At 70.8% G+C, this 18,992-nt stretch carries 18 protein-coding genes; 10 read left to right on the forward strand and 8 right to left on the reverse strand.

All coding sequences use genetic code 11. The annotated features are described in order from the left end of the window. Nucleotides 1-244: 244 nt before the first annotated feature. A complete protein-coding gene (locus BKE38_RS12365) occupies nucleotides 245-967 on the forward strand; it encodes a haloacid dehalogenase type II (RefSeq protein ID WP_076957622.1) in 723 nt (240 codons plus the stop codon). A 99-nt stretch (nucleotides 968-1,066) separates the two neighbouring features. Beyond that, nucleotides 1,067-1,633, forward strand: coding sequence for a helix-turn-helix domain-containing protein (locus BKE38_RS12370; RefSeq protein WP_076957623.1), 567 nt, complete (start codon nucleotides 1,067-1,069; stop codon nucleotides 1,631-1,633). Here BKE38_RS12370 and BKE38_RS12375 read toward each other — a convergent pair. Beyond that, entirely contained in the window at nucleotides 1,623-2,972 is a 1,350-nt protein-coding gene (locus BKE38_RS12375; RefSeq protein ID WP_076957624.1) for an LLM class flavin-dependent oxidoreductase, read from the reverse strand. The two genes, BKE38_RS12370 and BKE38_RS12375, sit on opposite strands and share 11 nt — an antisense overlap. A gap of 106 nt (nucleotides 2,973-3,078) precedes the next feature. After that, complete coding sequence (locus BKE38_RS12380) at nucleotides 3,079-3,750, reverse strand: YggS family pyridoxal phosphate-dependent enzyme (protein WP_076957625.1); 672 nt, start codon at nucleotides 3,748-3,750, stop codon at nucleotides 3,079-3,081. Between the two features lie 165 nt (nucleotides 3,751-3,915). Between BKE38_RS12380 and BKE38_RS12385 the strand changes: the two genes are divergently transcribed. The 6 genes from BKE38_RS12385 (at nucleotide 3,916) to holA (ending at nucleotide 10,984) form a co-directional block, all read left to right on the forward strand. Beyond that, the gene (locus BKE38_RS12385) at nucleotides 3,916-4,350 is read left to right on the forward strand and encodes a thiamine phosphate synthase (RefSeq protein ID WP_242662334.1); all 435 of its coding nucleotides are present in this window, start codon (nucleotides 3,916-3,918) and stop codon (nucleotides 4,348-4,350) included. A gap of 295 nt (nucleotides 4,351-4,645) precedes the next feature. Beyond that, nucleotides 4,646-5,941 (forward strand): porin, encoded by a 1,296-nt coding sequence (locus BKE38_RS12390; RefSeq protein WP_076957626.1) that lies wholly within the window; start codon nucleotides 4,646-4,648, stop codon nucleotides 5,939-5,941. Nucleotides 5,942-6,042: 101 nt separating this feature from the next. Beyond that, the gene (locus BKE38_RS12395) at nucleotides 6,043-6,609 is read left to right on the forward strand and encodes a DUF3576 domain-containing protein (RefSeq protein ID WP_076957653.1); all 567 of its coding nucleotides are present in this window, start codon (nucleotides 6,043-6,045) and stop codon (nucleotides 6,607-6,609) included. Nucleotides 6,610-6,782: 173 nt separating this feature from the next. Then, nucleotides 6,783-9,377, forward strand: coding sequence for a leucine--tRNA ligase (gene leuS, locus BKE38_RS12400; RefSeq protein ID WP_076957627.1), 2,595 nt, complete (start codon nucleotides 6,783-6,785; stop codon nucleotides 9,375-9,377). Next, complete coding sequence (gene lptE, locus BKE38_RS12405; RefSeq protein WP_076957628.1) at nucleotides 9,343-9,930, forward strand: LPS assembly lipoprotein LptE; 588 nt, start codon at nucleotides 9,343-9,345, stop codon at nucleotides 9,928-9,930. The genes leuS and lptE overlap by 35 nt, the downstream gene beginning before the upstream one ends. A gap of 16 nt (nucleotides 9,931-9,946) precedes the next feature. Then, nucleotides 9,947-10,984: a DNA polymerase III subunit delta gene (gene holA / locus BKE38_RS12410; protein ID WP_076957629.1), complete on the forward strand. Its 1,038-nt coding sequence runs from the start codon at nucleotides 9,947-9,949 to the stop codon at nucleotides 10,982-10,984. 182 nt (nucleotides 10,985-11,166) lie between these two features. Here the strand turns inward: holA and BKE38_RS12415 are convergent, their stop codons facing one another. From BKE38_RS12415 to mnmE, 5 genes are read right to left on the reverse strand one after another with little or no spacing between them, the layout of a single operon-like run. Next, nucleotides 11,167-12,033 carry a ParB/RepB/Spo0J family partition protein gene (locus tag BKE38_RS12415; RefSeq protein WP_076957630.1) on the reverse strand — a complete coding sequence of 289 codons (867 nt, stop codon included), beginning with the start codon at nucleotides 12,031-12,033 and terminating at the stop codon, nucleotides 11,167-11,169. Beyond that, nucleotides 12,030-12,845: a ParA family protein gene (locus tag BKE38_RS12420; RefSeq protein ID WP_076957631.1), complete on the reverse strand. Its 816-nt coding sequence runs from the start codon at nucleotides 12,843-12,845 to the stop codon at nucleotides 12,030-12,032. Before BKE38_RS12420 ends, BKE38_RS12415 begins: the two co-directional genes overlap by 4 nt. Beyond that, nucleotides 12,832-13,452: a 16S rRNA (guanine(527)-N(7))-methyltransferase RsmG gene (gene rsmG, locus BKE38_RS12425; RefSeq protein ID WP_076957632.1), complete on the reverse strand. Its 621-nt coding sequence runs from the start codon at nucleotides 13,450-13,452 to the stop codon at nucleotides 12,832-12,834. The genes BKE38_RS12420 and rsmG overlap by 14 nt, the downstream gene beginning before the upstream one ends. Then, nucleotides 13,449-15,320, reverse strand: coding sequence for a tRNA uridine-5-carboxymethylaminomethyl(34) synthesis enzyme MnmG (gene mnmG, locus BKE38_RS12430; RefSeq protein WP_076957633.1), 1,872 nt, complete (start codon nucleotides 15,318-15,320; stop codon nucleotides 13,449-13,451). The genes rsmG and mnmG overlap by 4 nt, the downstream gene beginning before the upstream one ends. A 37-nt stretch (nucleotides 15,321-15,357) precedes the next feature. After that, entirely contained in the window at nucleotides 15,358-16,668 is a 1,311-nt protein-coding gene (gene mnmE / locus BKE38_RS12435; RefSeq protein ID WP_076957634.1) for a tRNA uridine-5-carboxymethylaminomethyl(34) synthesis GTPase MnmE, read from the reverse strand. Between the two features lie 168 nt (nucleotides 16,669-16,836). Between mnmE and BKE38_RS12440 the strand changes: the two genes are divergently transcribed. Beyond that, entirely contained in the window at nucleotides 16,837-17,307 is a 471-nt protein-coding gene (locus BKE38_RS12440; RefSeq protein WP_076957635.1) for a methylated-DNA--[protein]-cysteine S-methyltransferase, read from the forward strand. Next, the gene (locus tag BKE38_RS12445) at nucleotides 17,304-18,284 is read left to right on the forward strand and encodes a quinone oxidoreductase family protein (RefSeq protein WP_076957636.1); all 981 of its coding nucleotides are present in this window, start codon (nucleotides 17,304-17,306) and stop codon (nucleotides 18,282-18,284) included. The genes BKE38_RS12440 and BKE38_RS12445 overlap by 4 nt, the downstream gene beginning before the upstream one ends. Nucleotides 18,285-18,320: 36 nt before the next feature. Here BKE38_RS12445 and BKE38_RS12450 read toward each other — a convergent pair whose 3' ends face one another. Continuing rightward, on the reverse strand, nucleotides 18,321-18,968 hold the full coding sequence (locus BKE38_RS12450) for a hypothetical protein (protein WP_076957637.1): 648 nt from the start codon (nucleotides 18,966-18,968) through the stop codon (nucleotides 18,321-18,323). Between the last annotated feature and the right edge of the window lie 24 nt (nucleotides 18,969-18,992).

The following is an 18,992-nucleotide window of genomic DNA, read 5'->3' on the forward strand; positions in this document are numbered from 1 at the left end:
CGCCACCTGGTCGATCGGGAAGGCGGGCGGCCGGTAATCCTCGCGGCGGATGGTGGGCGGGGGGGTGGGCTGGTCGGTGCTGGTCATGTCGTCGCCCTCGGTCTCGCAGGCTGCGCCGTTAACGGCCTTCCTGCCTATCATGGGGGGCGAGGTGGCCGCGGCCCAGGGGGGTGCCCCTGCATTCGCGCTTCCCGCGACGGCCGCCGTCATGCCACGGTAACCCCTCTGGCTTCGGAGAGACGCGATGCGCCTGCAGGATTTCCGCGTACTGACCTTCGACTGCTACGGCACCCTGATCGACTGGGAAACCGGCATCAACGCCGCCCTGCAACCGCTGCTGCGCCTGGGCGGCCTCGCCCTGTCGCGGGAGGATGCGCTGGAAGCCTTTGCCCGGCATGAATCCGCGCAGCAGAGCGAAACCCCCGGCCTGATCTATTCCGACCTGCTCAGCGAGGTGCATCGCAGCCTGGCCGACGAATGGGGCATCGAGGCCAGCGACGCCGTGCACGAGGCCTTCGGCAATTCCGTGCCGGACTGGCCCGCCTTCCCGGATTCCACGGCGGCGCTGACCTATCTGAAGCAGCACTACAAGCTGGTCATCCTGTCGAACGTCGACCGCACCAGCTTCGCCGGCAGCCAGAAGCGCCTCGGCGTCGAATTCGACGCGGTCTACACGGCCCAGGATATCGGCAGCTACAAGCCCGACCTGCGCAACTTCGACTATATGCTGGAGAAGCTCGCCGAGGCCGGGCACTCGCCCAGCGAGATCCTGCACACGGCGCAGAGCCTGTTCCACGACCACGCGCCGGCCAAGCGGCTGGGGCTGGCCTCGGCCTGGATCGACCGGCGGCACGACCGGGATGGCTGGGGCGCGACGCCGCCGCCGCCTTCCGGAGCGGGCTACGACTTCCGCTTCCCGACCCTCGGCGACATGGCCAAGGCGCATAAGGAAGAAGCGCTCGCCTGAACACGAGTGTTTCACGTGGATCAAAGCAAGAAAGGCCAGGGGAATGAATTCCCCTGGACCCCTTCTTTTTTCTGATCTTCAAGCAGCTACACTACAAAAATGACCGCTGACAACGCCGCCCAGCTCGCGCGCCGCCTGAAGACCGAGCGCGAAGGCCGCAACTGGTCCCTCGCCGAGCTCGCCGAACGCTCCGGCGTCTCCAAGGCCATGATCAGCAAGATCGAGCGCGACGAGGTCAGCCCGACCGCCGCCCTGCTCGGCCGTCTCTCGGGCGCCTTCGGGCTCAGCCTGTCGCAGCTCCTGGCCCGCGCCGAGCAGACCGCCGGCCAGCTCGCCCGCCGCGACCAGCAGCCGGTCTGGCAGGATCCCGAGACCGGCTTCATCCGCCGCGCTTTGACCCCCGCCGGCGGGCCGGCCACGCCCCTCGACCTGGTCTGGGGCGAGCTGCCGCCGGGCCAGTCGGTCGACTACCCCGCCGCCGCCTTCGCCTTCCTGCAGGACCAGCAGATCATGCTGATCGAAGGCCGCCTGGACTTCACCCAAGGCGACACGCTGCACGCCATGCAGCCCGGCGACTGCCTGCGCCTCGGCCCGCCCGAGGCCTGCCGCTTCCACAACCCGGGCGAGACCCCCTGCCGCTACCTGGTGGTCCTGCTCAAGCGCTAGCGCGCAGCCCGGCCGCCGGATGCGGCGCTGCCAGTAAGGCGCCCCCCCCGAACAGCTTTTCCCGATAGGTCCCAGGCGCATAGGCGGTCTTGAAGGCGCCGCGCGCCTGCAGCTCCGGCACTACCAGATCGACGAACCGCTCCAGCCCCTCCGGCATGACGGTGCGCGACAGGTTGAAGCCGTCGACATCGGCCGCCTCGGCCCAGCCGATCAGCGCCTCGGCCACCTGCGCCGCGGAGCCGACGATCGGCGGCTGCCGGCTGCCCAGGACGAACTGGTCGATCAGCCGCCGCTTGGTGAAGACCGGCCCTGCCGCCTGCTTCATCGCCGCGACATTGGACTGGATCGCCTGCCCCGGCCCCGACTCGATCGGCTCGTCCATCTCATATCGGGAAAAATCGATGCCCAGCGAGGCCGAGGCATGCGCCAGCGCGGCCTCGACGCTGGCATGCCGGCGGTACTCCTCCAGCAACGCGCGCGCCTCGGCCTCGGTCCGCCCGACCACCACAGTCGCCCCGGCGAAGACCTTCAAAGGACGCCCCCTTGCCCTGGCACGCAGGTCGGCGACCAGCTTCGCCACCGGCTCGGGCTTGCCGCCATTGACGAAGACGCATTCGGCATGGCTCGCCGCGAACCGCCGCCCGCGGTCGGAAGTCCCGGCCTGGTACAGCACCGGCGTCCGCTGCGGCGACGGCTCGCAGAGGTGGATCGCCTCCATCTGGTATTGCCGCCCGGCATGGCGCACGGCGCGCACCTTGGCCGGGTCGGCATAGACCCCCTGCCCGCGATCGGCCCGCACCGCGTCGCCGTCCCAGCTCGCCTCCCACAACCGATAAACGACGTCCATGTATTCGTCCGCCAGGTCGTAGCGGTCGTCATGCGCCATCTGCTGGGAAAACCCCATGGCGCGGGCGGCGCTGTCCAGATAGCCGGTGACGATGTTCCAGCCGATCCGACCCTGAGTCAGGTGGTCCAGCGTCGACATCCGCCGCGCGAAGAGGAAGGGCTGCTCATAAGCCAGGTTGCAGGTGATGCCGAAGCCCAGATGCTGCGTCGCCGCCGCCATGGCCGGCACCAGCAGCGCCGGGTCCAGCAGCGGCACCTGCACCGCCCCCCGCAGCGCCGCGTCGGGGCTGTCGCCATAGACGTCGTAGATGCCCAGCACATCGGCCAGGAACAGCCCGTCGAACAGCCCGCGCTCCAGCGTCCGCGCCAGCCCGACCCAGTAGTCCAGCCGGTTGTACTGCACGGTGGAGTCGCGCGGATGCGTCCACATCCCCTGCTGGATATGGCCGATGCAGGCCATGTCGAAGGCGTTGAGCTGCAAGACCCGCGTCATGGCCGTCCCCTCTTCGCTGCGTCACGTCCACTATGATGGACGACTTCGCCGAAGTCGAGACTTCCGCCGCACGACCCTTATATAAGGGTCTCTGTTATCTCAGGATCTAGGGTGTCGCCCGGTGCCCGAAGATGGCGGTGCCGATGCGGACATGCGTCGCGCCGTGGCGGATCGCCTGCTCGAAGTCGCCGCTCATCCCCATCGACAGCACGCCCAGCTTCAGCCGCGCCGCCGCTTCCTGCATGGCGACGAAATGCGGGGATGGGTCTTCCTCGGCGGGGGGGATGCACATCAGCCCCTCAACCGGCAGGCCATGCGTCTCGCGGCATTCGGCGATGAAATCGTCCAGCGCCTCCGGGTCGATGCCGGCCTTCTGCGGCTCCCGGCCGATATTGACCTGCACCAGCAGGCCCGGCCGGCGGCCTTCGCGCGCCATGGCCTCGGCCAGGCTGGCGGCCAGCTTCGGGCGATCCAGGCTTTCGATGACATCGGCAATGCGCACCGCGTCGCGCGCCTTGTTGGTCTGCAGCGCGCCGATGACGTGCAGGCGCAGCGCCGGAGTCGCCTCCCGCAGCGCCGGGAATTTCTGCGCCGCCTCCTGAACCCGGTTCTCGCCGAAGACCAGCTGCCCGGCGGCCAGGGCTTGCGCCACCGACTCGGCCGGGTGGAACTTGGAGACCGCGACCAGCTGCACCGCGGCAGGGTCGCGCCCGGCCTGGTGGCAGGCCTCGGCGATGCGGTCACGGATCTGGATCAGGTTGGCGGCGATATGGGACATGGCGTGCGGACGGTAGGGTGGGCGGCGCTCCGGCTCAAGACAGCGCAGGCCGCGAATCGGCGGCCCCTGCCCCGGCTCTGGCTGTTCAGCGACCCGGTCCGGCTGCCCGATCCACGCCCCGCCGCCGCCCGGCTGCCGCGCGGCGCCGGTGTCGTCGCTCGTGGCATGGCACCTGACTTCCTGGAGTCGCTTGCCCGGCAGCGTCGCCGCCGCGGTCCGCTGCTGCTCGGCGGCAATCCTCGCCAGGCGCTGGCGCTGCAGGCCGGGCTGCATTGGCCCGACCGCGCCACCGGTGCCGGATTCGCCGCCTTCCGCCTGGCCCGCCGCGCCGGCGCCCCGGGCGCGCTGCTCTCCATGGCGGCGCATGGTCCGGCGGGGCTGCGCCGCGCCCGGCGGCAGAAGGCCGACCTGATCTTCCTGTCGCCGTTGTTTCCGACGCCCAGCCACCCTGGCGCCCCCAGCCTCGGCCCCTTTCGCTGGGCCGCCCAGGCCCGCCGCGCCGGCCGCCCGGTGGCCGCGCTGGGGGGGATTCTTGCAACCAATGCCGCCCGGGTTCCGCCGCCCTGCTGCGGGCTGGCGGCAATCACCGCGCTGGCCTGATCGCAGCCACCCGAGGGACGGCCCGGCTCAAGCTGCTGAAGACGTTATGCTTCCGTCAAAGTTTCCGCCGCTGTGCCGCGATGCCACATGCTGTATCTCCCCTGTGTCCCGTAAGACACAGTGTTTCAAGGAAGTCGCGGCGAGGCCAAGCGGAGCATTGCCCGTCCCTAAGTGCCTGAACCATAGTCCGCGCCATGGCCTGACCCGTCAGTCCCTTCGGGGGCAGACACCTGTCGAGGGGGACAGGGGGCCGCGGGACCTGCCGGACTCGACCGGCGCGTGAGGAGGATTTGGGATGCGCAAGATTCTGCTGGGCACGACCGCTGTCGTCGGCGCCCTCGTGATGGCTTCCACCGGCGCCATGGCGCAGGGCGCCGACCCGTTCCGGGCGGCTGGCCCGGCGATGACGTCGCACCGTGACCTCGAAGTCCGCCTGGGCGGCTTCTTCCGGTACTACTACTCGAACACCACCCAGGACTACACCAACGGCGCCGCCGGCAACCTGGGCAAGTCGGACTTCCAGCAGGAGACCGAGATCCACGTCGTCGCCAACGGCAAGGCCGCCAACGGCCTGCGTTACGGCGTCGCGGTCGAGATCCAGAACGACAACTTCCGCCAGGCCCAGAGCATCTCTGGCTCGAACACCACCACCAAGACCCAGCTCGACCTCGACGAGGCGTGGGGCTACGTGGCCGGTTCCTTCGGCCAGCTGCGCTTCGGTGACGAAGACAACGTCTATGGCCTGATGGGCCAGGGCTACATCGCCAACTTCGCCTCGGGCGGCCTGGACGGCGACTTCTACGACAGCCTGTACGGCCAGGGCCGTCCGGCGCTGAACATGCAGTCCGACGCTGGTGACAACACCAAGATCATCTACATGTCCCCGCAGTTCGCGGGCTTCGACTTCGGCGCCAGCTTCGCCTTCAACCAGGGTGAAGGCCCCGAGGCCGGCTGCGGCACCACCGGCACCGGCTGCGACCGTCTCGCCTCCGTCGCCGGCGGCCTGATCCGTCGCCGCAACGAAGTCACCGCCATGCTGCGCTACCGCGGCAGCTTCTCCGGCGTGGGCATCGGCGCGCATGTCGGCTACATGGGCGCCGACGCCATCAAGAACACCACCGGCATCTCGCCCGATCGCATGAACCTGGGCCTCGCCGGCATCCAGTTCACCGCCTTCGGCTTCCTGGTCGGTGGCCAGTACGTCTTCGGTGACGGCAACAACGGCTTCTCGCCGCGTGCCAACCTCGCCGGCGACAGCCGCCAGATGAACTCCTTCTTCACCGGCGTGTCCTACACCTACGGTGACTTCACCGTCGGCGCCGACTACGCCGAGGTGCGTTCGGCTGGTAACCAGTCCGCCGCCGCCAACGGCGCCGCGCTGACCGGCAGCCGCACCGAGAAGGGCTTCAACGTGGGCGGCACCTACCGCATCGCCCCGGGCATCGAGTACATCGCCGAGTACACCTACATCAAGCGCGAGGAAGCCGGCTTCAACTTCGCCACCGGCGCGGCCAACGCTGCGGCGACCCGCAACGCCAACAACTCGCTGGACGCCAACGTCTTCCTGACGGGCTTCCGCTTCGCCTTCTGATCCCTTCCCAGGGACCGGAAACGGGAGGGCGGCAGGGCAACCTGCCGCCCTTTCTTTTTTCCCGCTTGCGTATCCCGGCCACAGAGACGTAAGTGACCGCCATGCTGAAGCACCGTGCCCGCGCCATGCAGATCGCCCGCCCCGTCATCGCCTCGTCGCTGATGCTTCTGGCATTGGCGGCCTGCAGCAAGGGACGCATCGTCGAGAATGACGAGTACCTGAACGACTCGCGGCGCGCCCGCGTCATGGGCCGCCTCAGCGGTGAGCAGGACGGCCTGCTCATCATGGGCACCGACCGTTCCGGCGGCGGGGCCGGTGGCCGCGGCGCGGCCGGCGGCGAGGCCGGGCTCGGCGTCAACGCCTATCTCTGGCGCGCCACGCTGGACACCCTGTCCTTCCTGCCGCTCTCCTCGGCCGATCCCTTCGGCGGCGTGATCATCACCGACTGGTACGCGCCGCCGGCGACCCCGAACGAGCGCTTCCGCGCCACCGCCTATATCATGGGCCGCCAGCTGCGTTCCGACGGCGTGCGCATCTCGGTCTTCCGCCAGGAGCTGCACGGCGGCACCTGGCAGGATGCCCCGGTGGTGCAGGCGACATCGACCGATCTGGAGAACCAGGTGCTGACCCGGGCGCGCGAGCTGCGCAGCCAGTCGGCCGCCCGCTGAGACAGCGGGTCCTCCCCCGCCGGTGTTTCGCGAAGGGCGTGGCGCAAGCCGCGCCCTTTTGCCGTTCGCGGCCTTCCCTTGACCGCGACAAGCCCGTATCCCTTGGCGCCTCGCCTATCGATCGCCCGGCCGAGCCTGCTGGCTTGGCCTGCCCGGCCTGACAGAACGGTGCCATGAACGACGTCGCCACCCCCGCCCGCTACGATTTCGCCGCCGCCGAACCGCATTGGCAGCAGGCCTGGGAGGCCGGCGCCTGCTTCGCCGCCCCCGACGTGCCGGACGGATCCAAGCCCAAATACTACGTGCTGGAGATGTTCCCCTACCCCTCGGGCAAGATCCATATGGGGCATGTGCGGAACTACACGCTGGGCGACGTGGTGGCACGCTACAAGCGGGCGCGCGGCTTCCAGGTGCTGCATCCGATGGGCTGGGACGCCTTCGGCCTGCCGGCCGAAAACGCGGCGCGCGAGCGCGGCACCCACCCGGCCGCCTGGACCTACCAGAACATCGCCAATATGCGCGCCGAGCTGAAGCGCATGGGTCTGTCGATCGAATGGGACCGGGAATTCGCGACCTGCGACCCCTCGTACTACGGCCAGCAGCAGAAGCTGTTCCTCGACTTCCTCAAGGGCGGCCTGGTCGAGCGCAAGGAAAGCTGGGTCAACTGGGACCCGGTCGACCACACCGTGCTGGCCAACGAGCAGGTGATCGACGGCCGCGGCTGGCGCTCCGGCGCTCCGGTCGAGAAGAAGAAGCTGTCGCAGTGGTTCTTCTCCATCACCAAGTTCGCGCCGCAGCTGCTGGAGGCGCTCGACGGGCTCGACCGCTGGCCGGAGCGCGTCAAGCTGATGCAGGCCAACTGGATCGGCCGCAGCGAGGGTGCGCGCGTCCGTTTCGCGCTGGAAAGCCCGGCCGCCGGCCCAGGGGGGACTCAGGACTCGGTCGAGGTCTTCACCACCCGTCCTGACACGCTGTTCGGCATGTCCTTCCTGGCGGTCGCGGCCGAGCACCCGCTGGCTGCCGCCGCCGCCGCGCAGAACCCGGCGATCGCCGCCTTCATCGCCGAGGTCCGCGCGCTCGGCACCTCCGAGGCCGCCATCGAGCAGGCCGAGAAGCGCGGCATCGACACCGGGCTCCGGGTCAAGCACCCCTTCCTGGAAGGCGTCACCTTCCCGGTGTGGATCGCCAATTTCGTGCTGATGGAATACGGCACGGGCGCCATCTTCGGCTGCCCCTCCGGCGACCAGCGCGACCTCGATTTCGCCCGCAAATACGACCTGCCGGTGCCGCCGGTCATCCTGCCGCCCGGCGAGGATCCCGCCACCTTCGCCATCGGCAAGACCGCCTATACCGACGAGGGCATGCTCTACAATTCCGGCTTCCTCGACGGGCTGGGCACCGAGGCCGGCAAGCGCGCCGCCATCGACGCGCTGGAGGCCCAGGGCCAGGGCAAGGGCATCGTCAACTGGCGCCTGCGCGACTGGGGCGTCTCGCGCCAGCGCTACTGGGGCTGCCCGATTCCGGTCATCCATTGCGACGCCTGCGGCACACAGCCGGTCCCCGCCGAGCAGCTGCCCGTCGTGCTGCCGGAAGATGTCGACTTCTCCAAGCCGGGCAACCCGCTGGACAGCCACCCGACCTGGAAGCATGTCGCCTGCCCGTCCTGCGGCAAGCCCGCCCTGCGCGAGACCGACACCTGCGACACCTTCGTCGACAGCTCCTGGTATTTTGCCCGGTTTACGGCGCCCAAGGCGGGGACCCCGCTGGTGGCGGATGCGGCCAATGCCTGGCTGCCGGTCGATCAATATATCGGCGGCATCGAGCATGCGATCCTGCACCTGCTCTATTCCCGCTTCTTCACCCGCGGCCTGAACCATCTGGGCCAGCTGGAGACCGCCGAGCCCTTCGCCGGCCTCTTCACCCAGGGCATGGTGCAGCACGCCTCCTACAAGTCGCAGGACGGTCGCTGGCTGGCCCCTGACGAGGTCGACGCGGCCGTCGACGGCACCGCCACCGAGAAGGCCACCGGCCTCGCCGTGACGGTGGCGCGCAACGACAAGATGTCGAAGTCGAAGCGCAACACGATCGACCCCGGCGCCATCATCGACCACTACGGCGCCGACACGGCGCGCTGGTTCATCCTCTCCGACAACCCGCCGGAGCGGGACATGGAGTGGACCGAATCGGGCGTCTCCGGTGCCTCGCGCTTCACCCAGCGGCTGTGGCGCGTGGTGAATGGCGCGGTGGCCTCCCTGCCCGCCCCCGGCACGGAGCCGGCCGAGGGCGCCGCCCGCGACCTGCGCCGCGCCACCCACCGCACCATCGCGGCCGTGACCGAGGCGCTCGAGACCTTCTCGTTCAATGTCGCCGTCGCCCGCATCCATGAATTCGCCAACGCCATCGAAGCCGCGTCCGGCGAAGATGGCGCGGCCCGGCGCGAGGCGCTGGAGGCGGTCGCCCGCCTGGTCAGCCCGATGATGCCGCACCTGGCCGAGGAGCTCTGGTCGCTGCTGCGCCCGGGCGCCGGGCTGGTGGCCGACCTGCCCTGGCTCGACTCCGATGCCGAATTGGCCAAGGCTGACAGCATCACCCTGGCCGTCCAGGTGCTGGGCAAGCTGCGCGGCACCATCTCGGTGCCGGTCGGCGCCGACGAGGCGACCATCTTCGCCGCCGCCGAGGCGGAGGAAAACGTCCAGCGCGCCATCGCCGGGCGCCCCATCAGGAAGCGCATCCATGTCCCGGGCCGGATCGTCAACTTCGTCGTCTGATCGCCGTTCGGCAGGCCTGCCCCGCCGCGGCCTGCTGCTGCTGGCCGCCGGCGCCCTGCCGCTGGCCGGCTGCGGCTTCCGCCCGCTCTATGGCGCGGGCGGCGGCAGCGCCGGCAGCGTCGCCGGCAGCAGCGACCGGGTGCGCGCCATCCTGGCCTCGACCCAGGTCGGGCTGATCCCGGAGCGCACCGGCCAGCTGATGCGCCGCTCGCTGACCGAGAAGCTGGGCGCCGCTGGCGCCACCGCGCCCGCCAACGAGCTGCGCGTCGCCCTGCAGCTCTCGGCCGAGCCGGAAGGCTTCCGCCGCGACGGCACCGCCTCCCGCGTGCGCTACAACGCCACCGCCAGCTGGCAGCTGGTGACGCTGACCCCGCCGCCTGCGACGCTGGCCCAGGGCGTCGAGCGGACCTTCGATTCCTTCAACGTGCCCGACAACCAGTTCTTCGCCGCCGACTTCTCCCGCGACGCCACCATGGTGCGGCTGATCGACCTGCTGGCGGACGACATCGTGCTGCGGATGTCGGTGCGGCTGGGCGAGGCCAATACCGGCTGAGGCCAGGCGCTTCCCCATGGCCAAGCTCGATCCCCGCCGCCTGCCGGCCTTCATGGCCGATCCCGGCCGCGCCCGCGCCGTGCTGCTGCATGGCGAGGATGCCGGGCTGGTGCGCGAGCGCGCCGATGCCCTGGTCGCCGCGGTGATCGGCGCCAACGACCCCTTCCGCCTGGCCGAGCTGCCACGCGACATGGCCGGCAAGCCTGGCGCCCTGTCCGGCGAGATGGCCGCCCTCTCCATGACCGGCGGCCGCCGCCTGGTCCGTGTGCGCGACGCCAGCGACGCCCTGGCCCCGGCGGTCAAGGAAGCCCTGGCCGGCCCCGGCGAGGCGCTGCTGGTGCTGGAGGCCGGCGAGCTGCCCTCCAAGGCCAAGCTGCGCGCGCTGCTGGAGCCCCATCCGGACGCCCAGGTCATCCCCTGCTACCGCGAGCGCGGGGCGGAGCTGGCCAACACCATCGCCCGCGTGCTGCAGGAGCAGGGCGTCTCCATCGACCCGCCGGCGCTGGACTGGCTGGCCTCCCGCATGGGCGAGGACCGCCAGATGCTGCGTCGGGAGGTCGAGAAGCTTTCCCTCTATGCCGGCCAGGGCGGCCGCCTGACGGAAGAGGACGTGTTGGCCTGCGCCGGCGACGGCGCCAGCCTGGACCTGGACGAGGCCCTGGTCGCCGCCACCGCCGGCGACATCCCGCTGGCCGACCGCGCGTTGGAAGCGGCCTTCACCGAAGGCGCCAGCCCGATCGCCGTCCTTCGCGCCGCGCTGCGCCATATCCAGCGCCTGCACCTGGCCTCGCTGTCGGTGGCCGCCGGCGCCTCGCCCTCCGGCGCCATGGAAGGGCTGCGGCCGCCGGTCTTCTTCCGCATGAAGGGCGGCTTCGAGGCCGCCCTGCGCCTCTGGCCCCCCCACCTGCTGGAAGCGGCCGGCAGCGCCCTCCTGGAGGCCGAGAAGCGGGGCAAGTCCGGATCGGCAGCCAGACCCATCCCGGACCGCGTGGTGGCCCAGACGGCCATCCTGACGCTCGCGCGGCAGGCAGTGTCGTTGAAGCGCAGGGGATAAGAAGTCAGGGGCTCCGCCCCTGAAACCCCGCCGGGGTGACAGTGTCACCCCGGACCCCGCCATCAGTTGGCGCTTTCAGGCCACAGGCGGGGCGCCTCGGCTGCTTCGGGGCGCAACGCAAAATGAATGTGGGGGTCCGGGGGCATTCAATGCCCCCGGAGTCTTCGCTTGCCTGTCTTCCCTTAGGCGTCCGGCTTCAGCAGCCGGATCAGCCCGTCGAGCTGGTCGAGATCCCGGTAGTTGATGGTGATCTTGCCGCCCTTCCGACCATGGCGGATCGCCACCTTCAGGCCCAGGCGGGTCATCAGGTCGTTCTCCAGCGCCTTGGTGTCGGCATCGGCCGAGACCGGGCCGGGGACGGGCTTGCTGCGTTCGGCCGCCGCGGCAAGGGCCTCGGTCTGGCGCACGTTCAGGCCGCGGGTGATGACCATCTCGGCCAGCTTCACCGGGTCGGGGGCGGTCAACAGGGCGCGGGCATGGCCGGCCGAAAGGCTGCCGCGGGCCAGCATCTCGCGCACCTTGGGCGGCAGGGCCAGCAGGCGCAGCGTGTTGGCGACATGGCTGCGGCTCTTGCCGACGGCCTGGCCGAGCGCGTCCTGGGTCAGGCCGAACTCGTCGGTCAGGCGCTTGTAGCCCTGGGCCTCCTCCAGCGCGTTGAGGTCCTCGCGCTGCAGGTTCTCCACCAGGGCGGCGGCCAGCGCCGCGCGGTCGTCCAGGTCGTGGACGTAGACCGGGACCTCGTGGCGCTGGGCCAGCTGGGCAGCACGCCAGCGGCGCTCGCCGCCGATGATCTGGAAGGCGCCGGGCTGGCTGGGCTTGGGGCGCACCAGGATGGGCTGCAGCACGCCATGCTCGCGGATCGAGGCGGCGAGCTCGGCCAGGCCGTTCTGGTCGATCGGGCCGCGCGGCTGGAAGGGGCCGGGCTCGAGGGCTTCTACCGGCAGGGTGCGCGGGATGCTGGCGCCGGGGCTGGCAGGCGTCACGGCGTTCTGGTCGCCCAGCAGCGCCGAGAGGCCCATGCCGAGGCGGGGGGGCTTGCGTCCGCTCATGCCGCCTTGCTCCCGCGCACACGCTCGCGCCGCAACAGCTCGGCGGCAAGCTTCACATAGGACAGCGCGCCGGTGGAGCGCGGATCGTAGAGCAGCACCGGCAGCCCGTGGGAGGGCGCCTCGCTGACCCGGACGTTGCGGGGGATCACGGTCTCGAACACCTTGTCGCGGAAGAAGGCGCGCACGTCGGCGGCCACCAGCTCGGAGAGATTGTTTCGCCGATCGAACATGGTCAGCACGATGCCGTCCAGTGTCAGCGCCGGGTTCAGCACGCGGCGGACGCGGTCGATGGTGCGGGTGATCTGCGAGACGCCTTCGAGGGCGAAGAACTCGGCCTGCAGCGGGATCAGCACCGATTCCACCGCGACCAGCGCGTTCAGCGTCAGCAGGCCGAGGGATGGCGGGCAGTCGATCAGGATGAAGTCGAAATCGGCCAGCGTCTCGGACGCTGCCTCCAGCGCCAAGCGCAGGCGGTGCTCCCGCTGGTCCATGCCGACCAGCTCGATCTCGGCGCCGGCCAGGTCGTTGTCGGCCGGCAGCACGAAGAGGCCGGGCACCTTGGTTGGGCGCATCAGCTCGGCCAGCGGCTTCTGGCCGACCAGCAGGGCATAGCTGCCGGCACCGCGCTCGTTGCGCGGCAGGCCGAGGCCGGTGGAGGCATTGCCCTGCGGGTCCAGGTCGATGACCAGGACGCGCTTCTTGGTGGCCAGGGCGGTGGCCAGGTTGATCGCGGTGGTGGTCTTGCCGACGCCGCCCTTCTGGTTGGCCAGGGCGATGCGGCGCAGGTTGGCAGGGGGCTTAGGCGCCGGCACGGCGGATTCCCGACAGTCGGAGGATGGTGGCGTTCGGCTCGGTGCTGCTCTTGAACCGCTCGATCGTCATTGTCCAGCCCGGGGCGGCGGCGGCGATCTCCTCCTCGGCCGCACGGCCCTTGGGGAAAAGGGCGACGCCGTCGGCGGCCAGCAGCGCCTCGGCCCAGGGCAGCATGCGGTCCAGCGGGCCGAGGGCGCGGGCGGTCAGCACGGCGATGGGCGGCAGGCGGACAGCCTCGATGCGCTCGGCATGGACGGTGACATGGGTCAGGCCGAGCTCGCCGGCGACGGTCTGCAGAAAGGCGGCCTTGCGGCGATCGGATTCGATGAGGTGGTAGGGACGGTCCAGCGCCATGGCCAGCACCAGGCCAGGGAAGCCGCCGCCGCTGCCGAGATCGGCCAGCGGCCCCTGCCCTTCCGGGATCAGCGGCAGCAGCTGCAGGGAGTCGGCGATATGGCGCTGGCGCAGCACCGAGGCGTCGGGAGCGGCGACCAGGTTGATGCGGGCGTTCCAGCGCAGCAGCAGGGCGGTGAACTGGTCCAGCCGGGCTTCCGTTTCACGTGAAACGCTGACCGGCGGCAGCGGGGAGAAAAGATCCTGTTTCACGTGAAACGCTCCTGCTGGCGGCGGAGATGGACGGCCAGCGCCGCCAGTGCTGCGGGCGTGACGCCGGCGACGCGGCCGGCGCTGCCCAGGGTTTCCGGCTGGGCGGCGCCCAGGCGCTGCTGCATCTCGCGCGATAGGCCGGGGATGGCGGCGAAGTCGATGCCGCGGGGAATGGAGACCCGCTCCTCCCGCTCCAGCAGGCGCAGCTCGGCGGCCTGGCGCTGGAGATAGGGAGCATAGAGCGCCTCGGCCTCGAGCTGGGCGCGGACACCGGTCGGCAAGTCGCGCAGCCAGGGGAAGGCGTCGGCGACGGCGGTGGCCGGAACCTCGGGCAGGGCCAGCACTTCGAGCAGGGTGCGCCAGCGGCCGTCCTGGTTGATCGGAATGCCGGCGGCCTGCAGCGCGGCGGGCGTGCCGCCCTCGGTCCGAGCGCGGACCAGGGCATCGCTCAGGGCCGCCGAGAAGGCGCGGAAGCGGGTTGCGCGCTCGGGGCCGACCAGCCCCAAGGCGATGCCCTTCTCTGTCAGGCGCAGCCCGGCATTGTCGGCGCGCAAGGCCAAGCGATGCTCGGAGCGGGCGGTCAGCATGCGGTAGGGCTCGCTGACCCCCTGCAGCACCAGGTCATCGACCATGACGCCGAGATAGGCCTCAGTACGGGCCAACACCTGCCCGTCCCCTGCCCCGCCGGCCAGCAGCGCGGCGTTCAGCCCGGCCAGCAACCCTTGCGCGCCAGCCTCCTCGTAGCCCGTGGTGCCGTTGATCTGGCCGGCCAGGAACAGGCCGGGCACGTCGCGCAGCTCCAGCGTCGGGCGCAGGGCGCGCGGATCGACATGGTCGTATTCGATGGCGTAGCCCAGGCGCAGGATGGTGGCGCGCGCCAGCCCTGGGATGGAGGCGATGAAGGCGCGCTGCACATCTTCCGGCAGGCTGGTGGAGATGCCGTTCGGATAGACCGTGGGATCGTCCAGCCCCTCCGGCTCTAGGAAGATCTGATGCCGGTCGCGGTCGGCGAAGCGGGAAACCTTGTCCTCGATCGAGGGGCAGTAACGCGGGCCGACCCCCTGGATCTGGCCCGAGTGGATGGGCGCCCGGTGTAGGTTGGCGCGGATCAGCGCATGGCCTTCCGCGGTCGTCGACGTGATCCCGCATTGCACCTGGCGGTTGGTGATGCGGTCGGTCATCCAGGACAGCGGCTCAGGCTCGGCGTCGCCGGGCTGCATTTCCAGCGCCGCCCAATCGATGGTGCGGCCGTCGAGGCGCGGCGGCGTGCCGGTCTTCAGCCGGCGCATCGGCAGGCCCAGCGCCTCCAGCGCCAGGGCCAGCCCGACCGAGGGCGCGTCCCCCACCCGCCCCGCCGGCTGCCGGGTCTCGCCGATATGGATCTCGCCGCGCAGGAAGGTGCCGACGGTGATGACCACGGCGCCGCAGGCGATGCGGTCGCCACCGGCGGTCAGCACGGCCGTGACCCGGCCGACGGCGTCGCGCTCCAGCCCCTCGGCGGCCTCGGCGCGGATGGTCAGGCCCGGCTGGGCGGTCAGCAGCGCCTGCACCGCCTGGCGGTAGAGGGCGCGGTCGGCCTGGGCGCGGGGGCCGCGCACGGCCGGACCCTTGCTGCGGTTGAGCAGCTTGAAATGGATGCCGGCGGCATCGGCCGCGCGGCCCATCAGCCCGTCCAGCGCGTCGATCTCGCGCACCAGATGGCCCTTGCCGACGCCGCCGATCGCGGGGTTGCAGGACATTTCTCCAAGCGTCTCGAAGCGGTGGGTCAGGAGCAGCGTGCGGGCACCGCAACGGGCGGCGGCGGCAGCGGCCTCGGTGCCGGCATGCCCGCCGCCCACCACCACGACATCAAAGTGATTCTCGCGCATGGGCCGTTCTATAGCCCGGATCGCCGGGCGAGGCCCGCTACTTTCCGATGCAGAAATCACCGAAGACGACGTCCAGAACCTGCTCGACGCCGATCCGCCCGGTCAGTCGCCCCAGCGCCCGCAAAGCCGCCCTGAGCGCTTCCGCCGAGATCTCCGGCAGTGGCGCCCGGCCGGCCTCGCCAAGCCAGTCCACGGCTTCTGAGAGGGCCGCACGGTGGCGGGGGCGGGTCAGGCTGGCCTCCTCGCTGAGGCCCGCACGGGTGGCCGCCGCCTCGGCCAGGCTGGCGCGCAGCGCGTCCAGCCCCTGCCCCGTTGCCGCGGAGACCGCCAGCGTGTCGATGCCGCCGATCGTCGCCGGCGCCGGTGCCAGGTCGTTCTTGTTGGCGATGACCAGGGTGCCGGGGGCCAGCAGGCCGAGAGTCGTTGCATCGGGCGGCGCGTCGGCGGCGAAGACGGCGATGACCAGGTCGGCTTCCTCGGCGCGGCGGCGGGCGCGGCGGACGCCTTCGGCCTCGATCTCGTCCTCGGTCTCGCGCAGGCCGGCCGTGTCGGCCAGCAGCACCGGCACGCCGCCGAGGTCGAGGCGCACTTCCACCACGTCGCGGGTGGTGCCGGCGCGGGCGGAGACGATGGCGGCCTCGCGCCCGGCCAGGGCGTTCAGCAGCGACGACTTGCCGGCATTGGGGGCGCCGATAATGGCGGCCCAGAGGCCTTCCCGCAGGCGCTCACCGCGGTGGCCGTCGGCAAGGTGGCTTTCGATCTCGGCGGCCAGGGTGGCGGCGCCGGCGCGCACTTGGTCCTCCAGGGTGTTGGGCAGGCCGTCCTCGGCGAATTCGATGGCGGCTTCCTGGTGGGCCAGGAGGCGGGTCAGGCGCTCGGCCCAGCCAGCATAGCGGCGGGCCAGGGCGCCGCCGGCCTGACGCAGGGCCTGGCGGCGCTGGGCCGCGGTCTCGGCGTCGATCAGGTCGGCGATGCCTTCGGCCGCGGTCAGGTCGAGGCGGTTGTTGAGGAAGGCGCGGCGGGTGAACTCGCCGGGTTCGGCCGGGCGGGCGCCGAGGGTGATCAGGGCAGCGCTGACGCCTTCGACGACGGCGCGGCCGCCATGCAGGTGGAGCTCGGCCGAGTCCTCGCCCGTGTAGGAGGCTGGGCCCGGAAACCAGAGGGCCAGGGCCTCGTCGAGGGTTTCCTGGGTATCAGGGTGGCGCAGGCGCCTGAGGGAGGCCAGGCGAGGCTTGGGGAGGCCGCCGGCAAGGTGTCGGAGGATGGTGCTGGTGTCGGGCCCGGAAAGTCGGATGACGGCGATGGCGGCGCGGCCGGCCCCGGAGGCGAGGGCGAAGATGGTGTGCATGGGGATGTGGCCAGCGCTGCTTGAGAGGCAGAAAAAAGATGGGGGCCTGGGGGAATTCTTTCCCCCAGACTTCCTTCTCTTTGTACCGTTTCACGTGAAACGAGACCATCCGACCCGCTCACGTCCTTCGCCCTTGACGCTGCCGGCTGAGCGTGTCGAATCGCGCCGATGCCACAGCTCTCCTTCCTCACCCCCTTAGGTTCGCTCACCCTCTCCGAGGAGGATGGGGCGATCGTCGCGCTGGACTGGGGTCGCGGCCGGGACCAGGAGGAAACCCCCCTGCTGGTCATGGCGCGCGAGCAGGTCCAGGACTATTTCGACGGCCAGCGGCCCGGCTTCGATCTGCCGCTGGCGCCCCATGGCACGCCCTATCAGAAGCGGGTCTGGACGGCGCTGCAGGCGATCCCGCCCGGCGAGACGCGCAGCTATGCCGAGCTGGCTGCCAGCATCGGCTCGGTGGCGCGGGCCGTCGGCCAGGCCAATGGCTGCAACCCCATTCCCATCATCATCCCCTGCCACCGGGTGGTCGGCGCCGGCGGCACGCTGGGCGGCTATTCGGGTGGCGAAGGTGCCGCCACCAAGCGGTATCTTCTGGATCTCGAACGGCGCAGCCTGCGTCACGAAGGAGCGCTCCTATGAACAACCATGCCATCCGCATTCACGAACATGGCGGCCCGGAGAAGATGGTGTGGGAGGAGGTGCCGGTTCCCGCGCCGAAGCCCGACGAGGTGCTGGTGCGGCATGGCGCCGTCGGGCTGAACTATATCGACGTCTATTTCCGCACCGGGCTGTACAAGCTGCCCTCCCTGCCGGCGACGCTGGGGATGGAGGCGGCCGGCACGGTCGAGGCGGTGGGCAGCGAGGTCACCAGCCTCGCGGTGGGCGACCGGGTGGCCTATGCCATGGCGCCGATCGGCGCCTATTGCCAGGCGCGCACCATCAAGGCCGACCGGCTGGTGAAGGTGCCGGAGGGGATTTCCGACACCACCGCGGCCGGCATGATGCTGCAGGGGATGACAGCGCAGTATCTGCTGCGGCGGACCTATCCGGTGAAGCCGGGCGAGACGATCCTGGTGCATGCGGCCGCCGGCGGCGTCGGCCTGATCATGTGCCAGTGGGCGAAGCAGCTGGGCTGCACGGTGATCGGCACCGTCTCCACGCCCGAGAAAGCCGCGCTGGCGCGCGCCCATGGCGCCGAGCACGTGCTGATCGCCGGCAAGGACGACCTGGCGGCCCGGGTGAAGGAGATCACCAACGGCGCCATGCTGCCGGTGGTCTATGACAGCGTCGGCAAGGACACTTTCATGGCCTCGCTGGACTGCCTGGCACCGCTCGGGATGATGGTGTCCTACGGCAATGCCTCGGGCCCGGTGCCGCCGCTGGATATCGGCGTGCTGGCGGCCAAGGGGTCGCTGTTCCTGACCCGGCCGACGCTGGCGACCTATACCGCCAAGCATGCCGACCTGGTGGCGACGGCGACGGATCTTTTCTCGGTGGTGCTGTCGGGCGCGGTGAAGATCGAGGTCAACCAGACCTATGCCTTGAAGGACGCTGCCGAGGCGCATCGCGCGCTGGAAGGCCGCAAGACCACGGGCAGCACCGTCTTCCTGCCCTAATGCCATGGGGGCCTTTCGAGGCCCCCTCCCCTGCCTTCAGCGGAAGTCGAGGGCGTGGCGCAGGAAGGCGGCCAGCAGCGCGGCGCGGTCGAGCTTCGGCCGGGCGCGCAGCAGCCACAGCGTCTCCACCTGCGCCACGGGCTCCAGGAAGCCGAGCATGGCGCCGTAATGGCGCAGCCGGGCTTCCACCATGTCGTGCACCAGCACGGCGGGCGGGTCGTCCCCGGCCTGCAGCAGCGCCGACAGCGCCGCCGCCACCCGGAAGCGGCCATCGACGAAGACCAGCTGCGGCAGTGCGCCGCGGCGCGACCATTCCTCCCAGAAGGTGGCGACATAATCCGGCCAGCGCGCCATGGCCTGGCTGTCGCGTGGGCGGCCCCAGGCGACGACGGGGCCGATGTCGCCATGCCGCAGCGTGAGCCGGCCGGCGGTGATGGCGGCGGCGATCTCCGGCTGGTCAGAGGCGGCCTGCAGCCAGTCGGCATCCGATTCCACCGAGACCAGCATGGGGATGGGGCGCCGCACCGCCTCCAGCGTCGAGCCGCCGAGGCCGAACTCGCCGTAGCGGGAGAAGCCCCCGTCATCGAGCAGGCGGCGGAAGAACAGCAGCTCGGCCGGCGACATGCGCGGCAGGCCGATCTGTGCCGGCGGCTTCACAGAGGGCTTGGTCGCGGTGTCCGGCATGGGCGGCGGCGGCTCCGGCGTTGT

The sequence above is a fragment of the Teichococcus deserti genome, assembly GCF_001982615.1.
Taxonomy (GTDB): Bacteria; Pseudomonadota; Alphaproteobacteria; order Acetobacterales; family Acetobacteraceae; genus Pseudoroseomonas; species Pseudoroseomonas deserti.

Bases quoted from the DNA above. Each gene is read 5' to 3' on its own strand.
- BKE38_RS12365 (WP_076957622.1), top strand. From the start codon at position 245: ATGCGCCTGCAGGATTTCCGCGTACTGACCTTCGACTGCTACGGCACC.
- BKE38_RS12370 (WP_076957623.1), top strand. From the start codon at position 1,067: ATGACCGCTGACAACGCCGCCCAGCTCGCGCGCCGCCTGAAGACCGAG.
- BKE38_RS12375 (WP_076957624.1), bottom strand. From the start codon at position 2,972: ATGACGCGGGTCTTGCAGCTCAACGCCTTCGACATGGCCTGCATCGGC.
- BKE38_RS12380 (WP_076957625.1), bottom strand. From the start codon at position 3,750: ATGTCCCATATCGCCGCCAACCTGATCCAGATCCGTGACCGCATCGCC.
- BKE38_RS12385 (WP_242662334.1), top strand. From the start codon at position 3,916: ATGGCACCTGACTTCCTGGAGTCGCTTGCCCGGCAGCGTCGCCGCCGC.
- BKE38_RS12390 (WP_076957626.1), top strand. From the start codon at position 4,646: ATGCGCAAGATTCTGCTGGGCACGACCGCTGTCGTCGGCGCCCTCGTG.
- BKE38_RS12395 (WP_076957653.1), top strand. From the start codon at position 6,043: ATGCTGAAGCACCGTGCCCGCGCCATGCAGATCGCCCGCCCCGTCATC.
- leuS (WP_076957627.1), top strand. From the start codon at position 6,783: ATGAACGACGTCGCCACCCCCGCCCGCTACGATTTCGCCGCCGCCGAA.
- lptE (WP_076957628.1), top strand. From the start codon at position 9,343: ATGTCCCGGGCCGGATCGTCAACTTCGTCGTCTGATCGCCGTTCGGCA.
- holA (WP_076957629.1), top strand. From the start codon at position 9,947: ATGGCCAAGCTCGATCCCCGCCGCCTGCCGGCCTTCATGGCCGATCCC.
- BKE38_RS12415 (WP_076957630.1), bottom strand. From the start codon at position 12,033: ATGAGCGGACGCAAGCCCCCCCGCCTCGGCATGGGCCTCTCGGCGCTG.
- mnmG (WP_076957633.1), bottom strand. From the start codon at position 15,320: ATGCGCGAGAATCACTTTGATGTCGTGGTGGTGGGCGGCGGGCATGCC.
- mnmE (WP_076957634.1), bottom strand. From the start codon at position 16,668: ATGCACACCATCTTCGCCCTCGCCTCCGGGGCCGGCCGCGCCGCCATC.
- BKE38_RS12440 (WP_076957635.1), top strand. From the start codon at position 16,837: ATGCCACAGCTCTCCTTCCTCACCCCCTTAGGTTCGCTCACCCTCTCC.
- BKE38_RS12445 (WP_076957636.1), top strand. From the start codon at position 17,304: ATGAACAACCATGCCATCCGCATTCACGAACATGGCGGCCCGGAGAAG.
- BKE38_RS12450 (WP_076957637.1), bottom strand. From the start codon at position 18,968: ATGCCGGACACCGCGACCAAGCCCTCTGTGAAGCCGCCGGCACAGATC.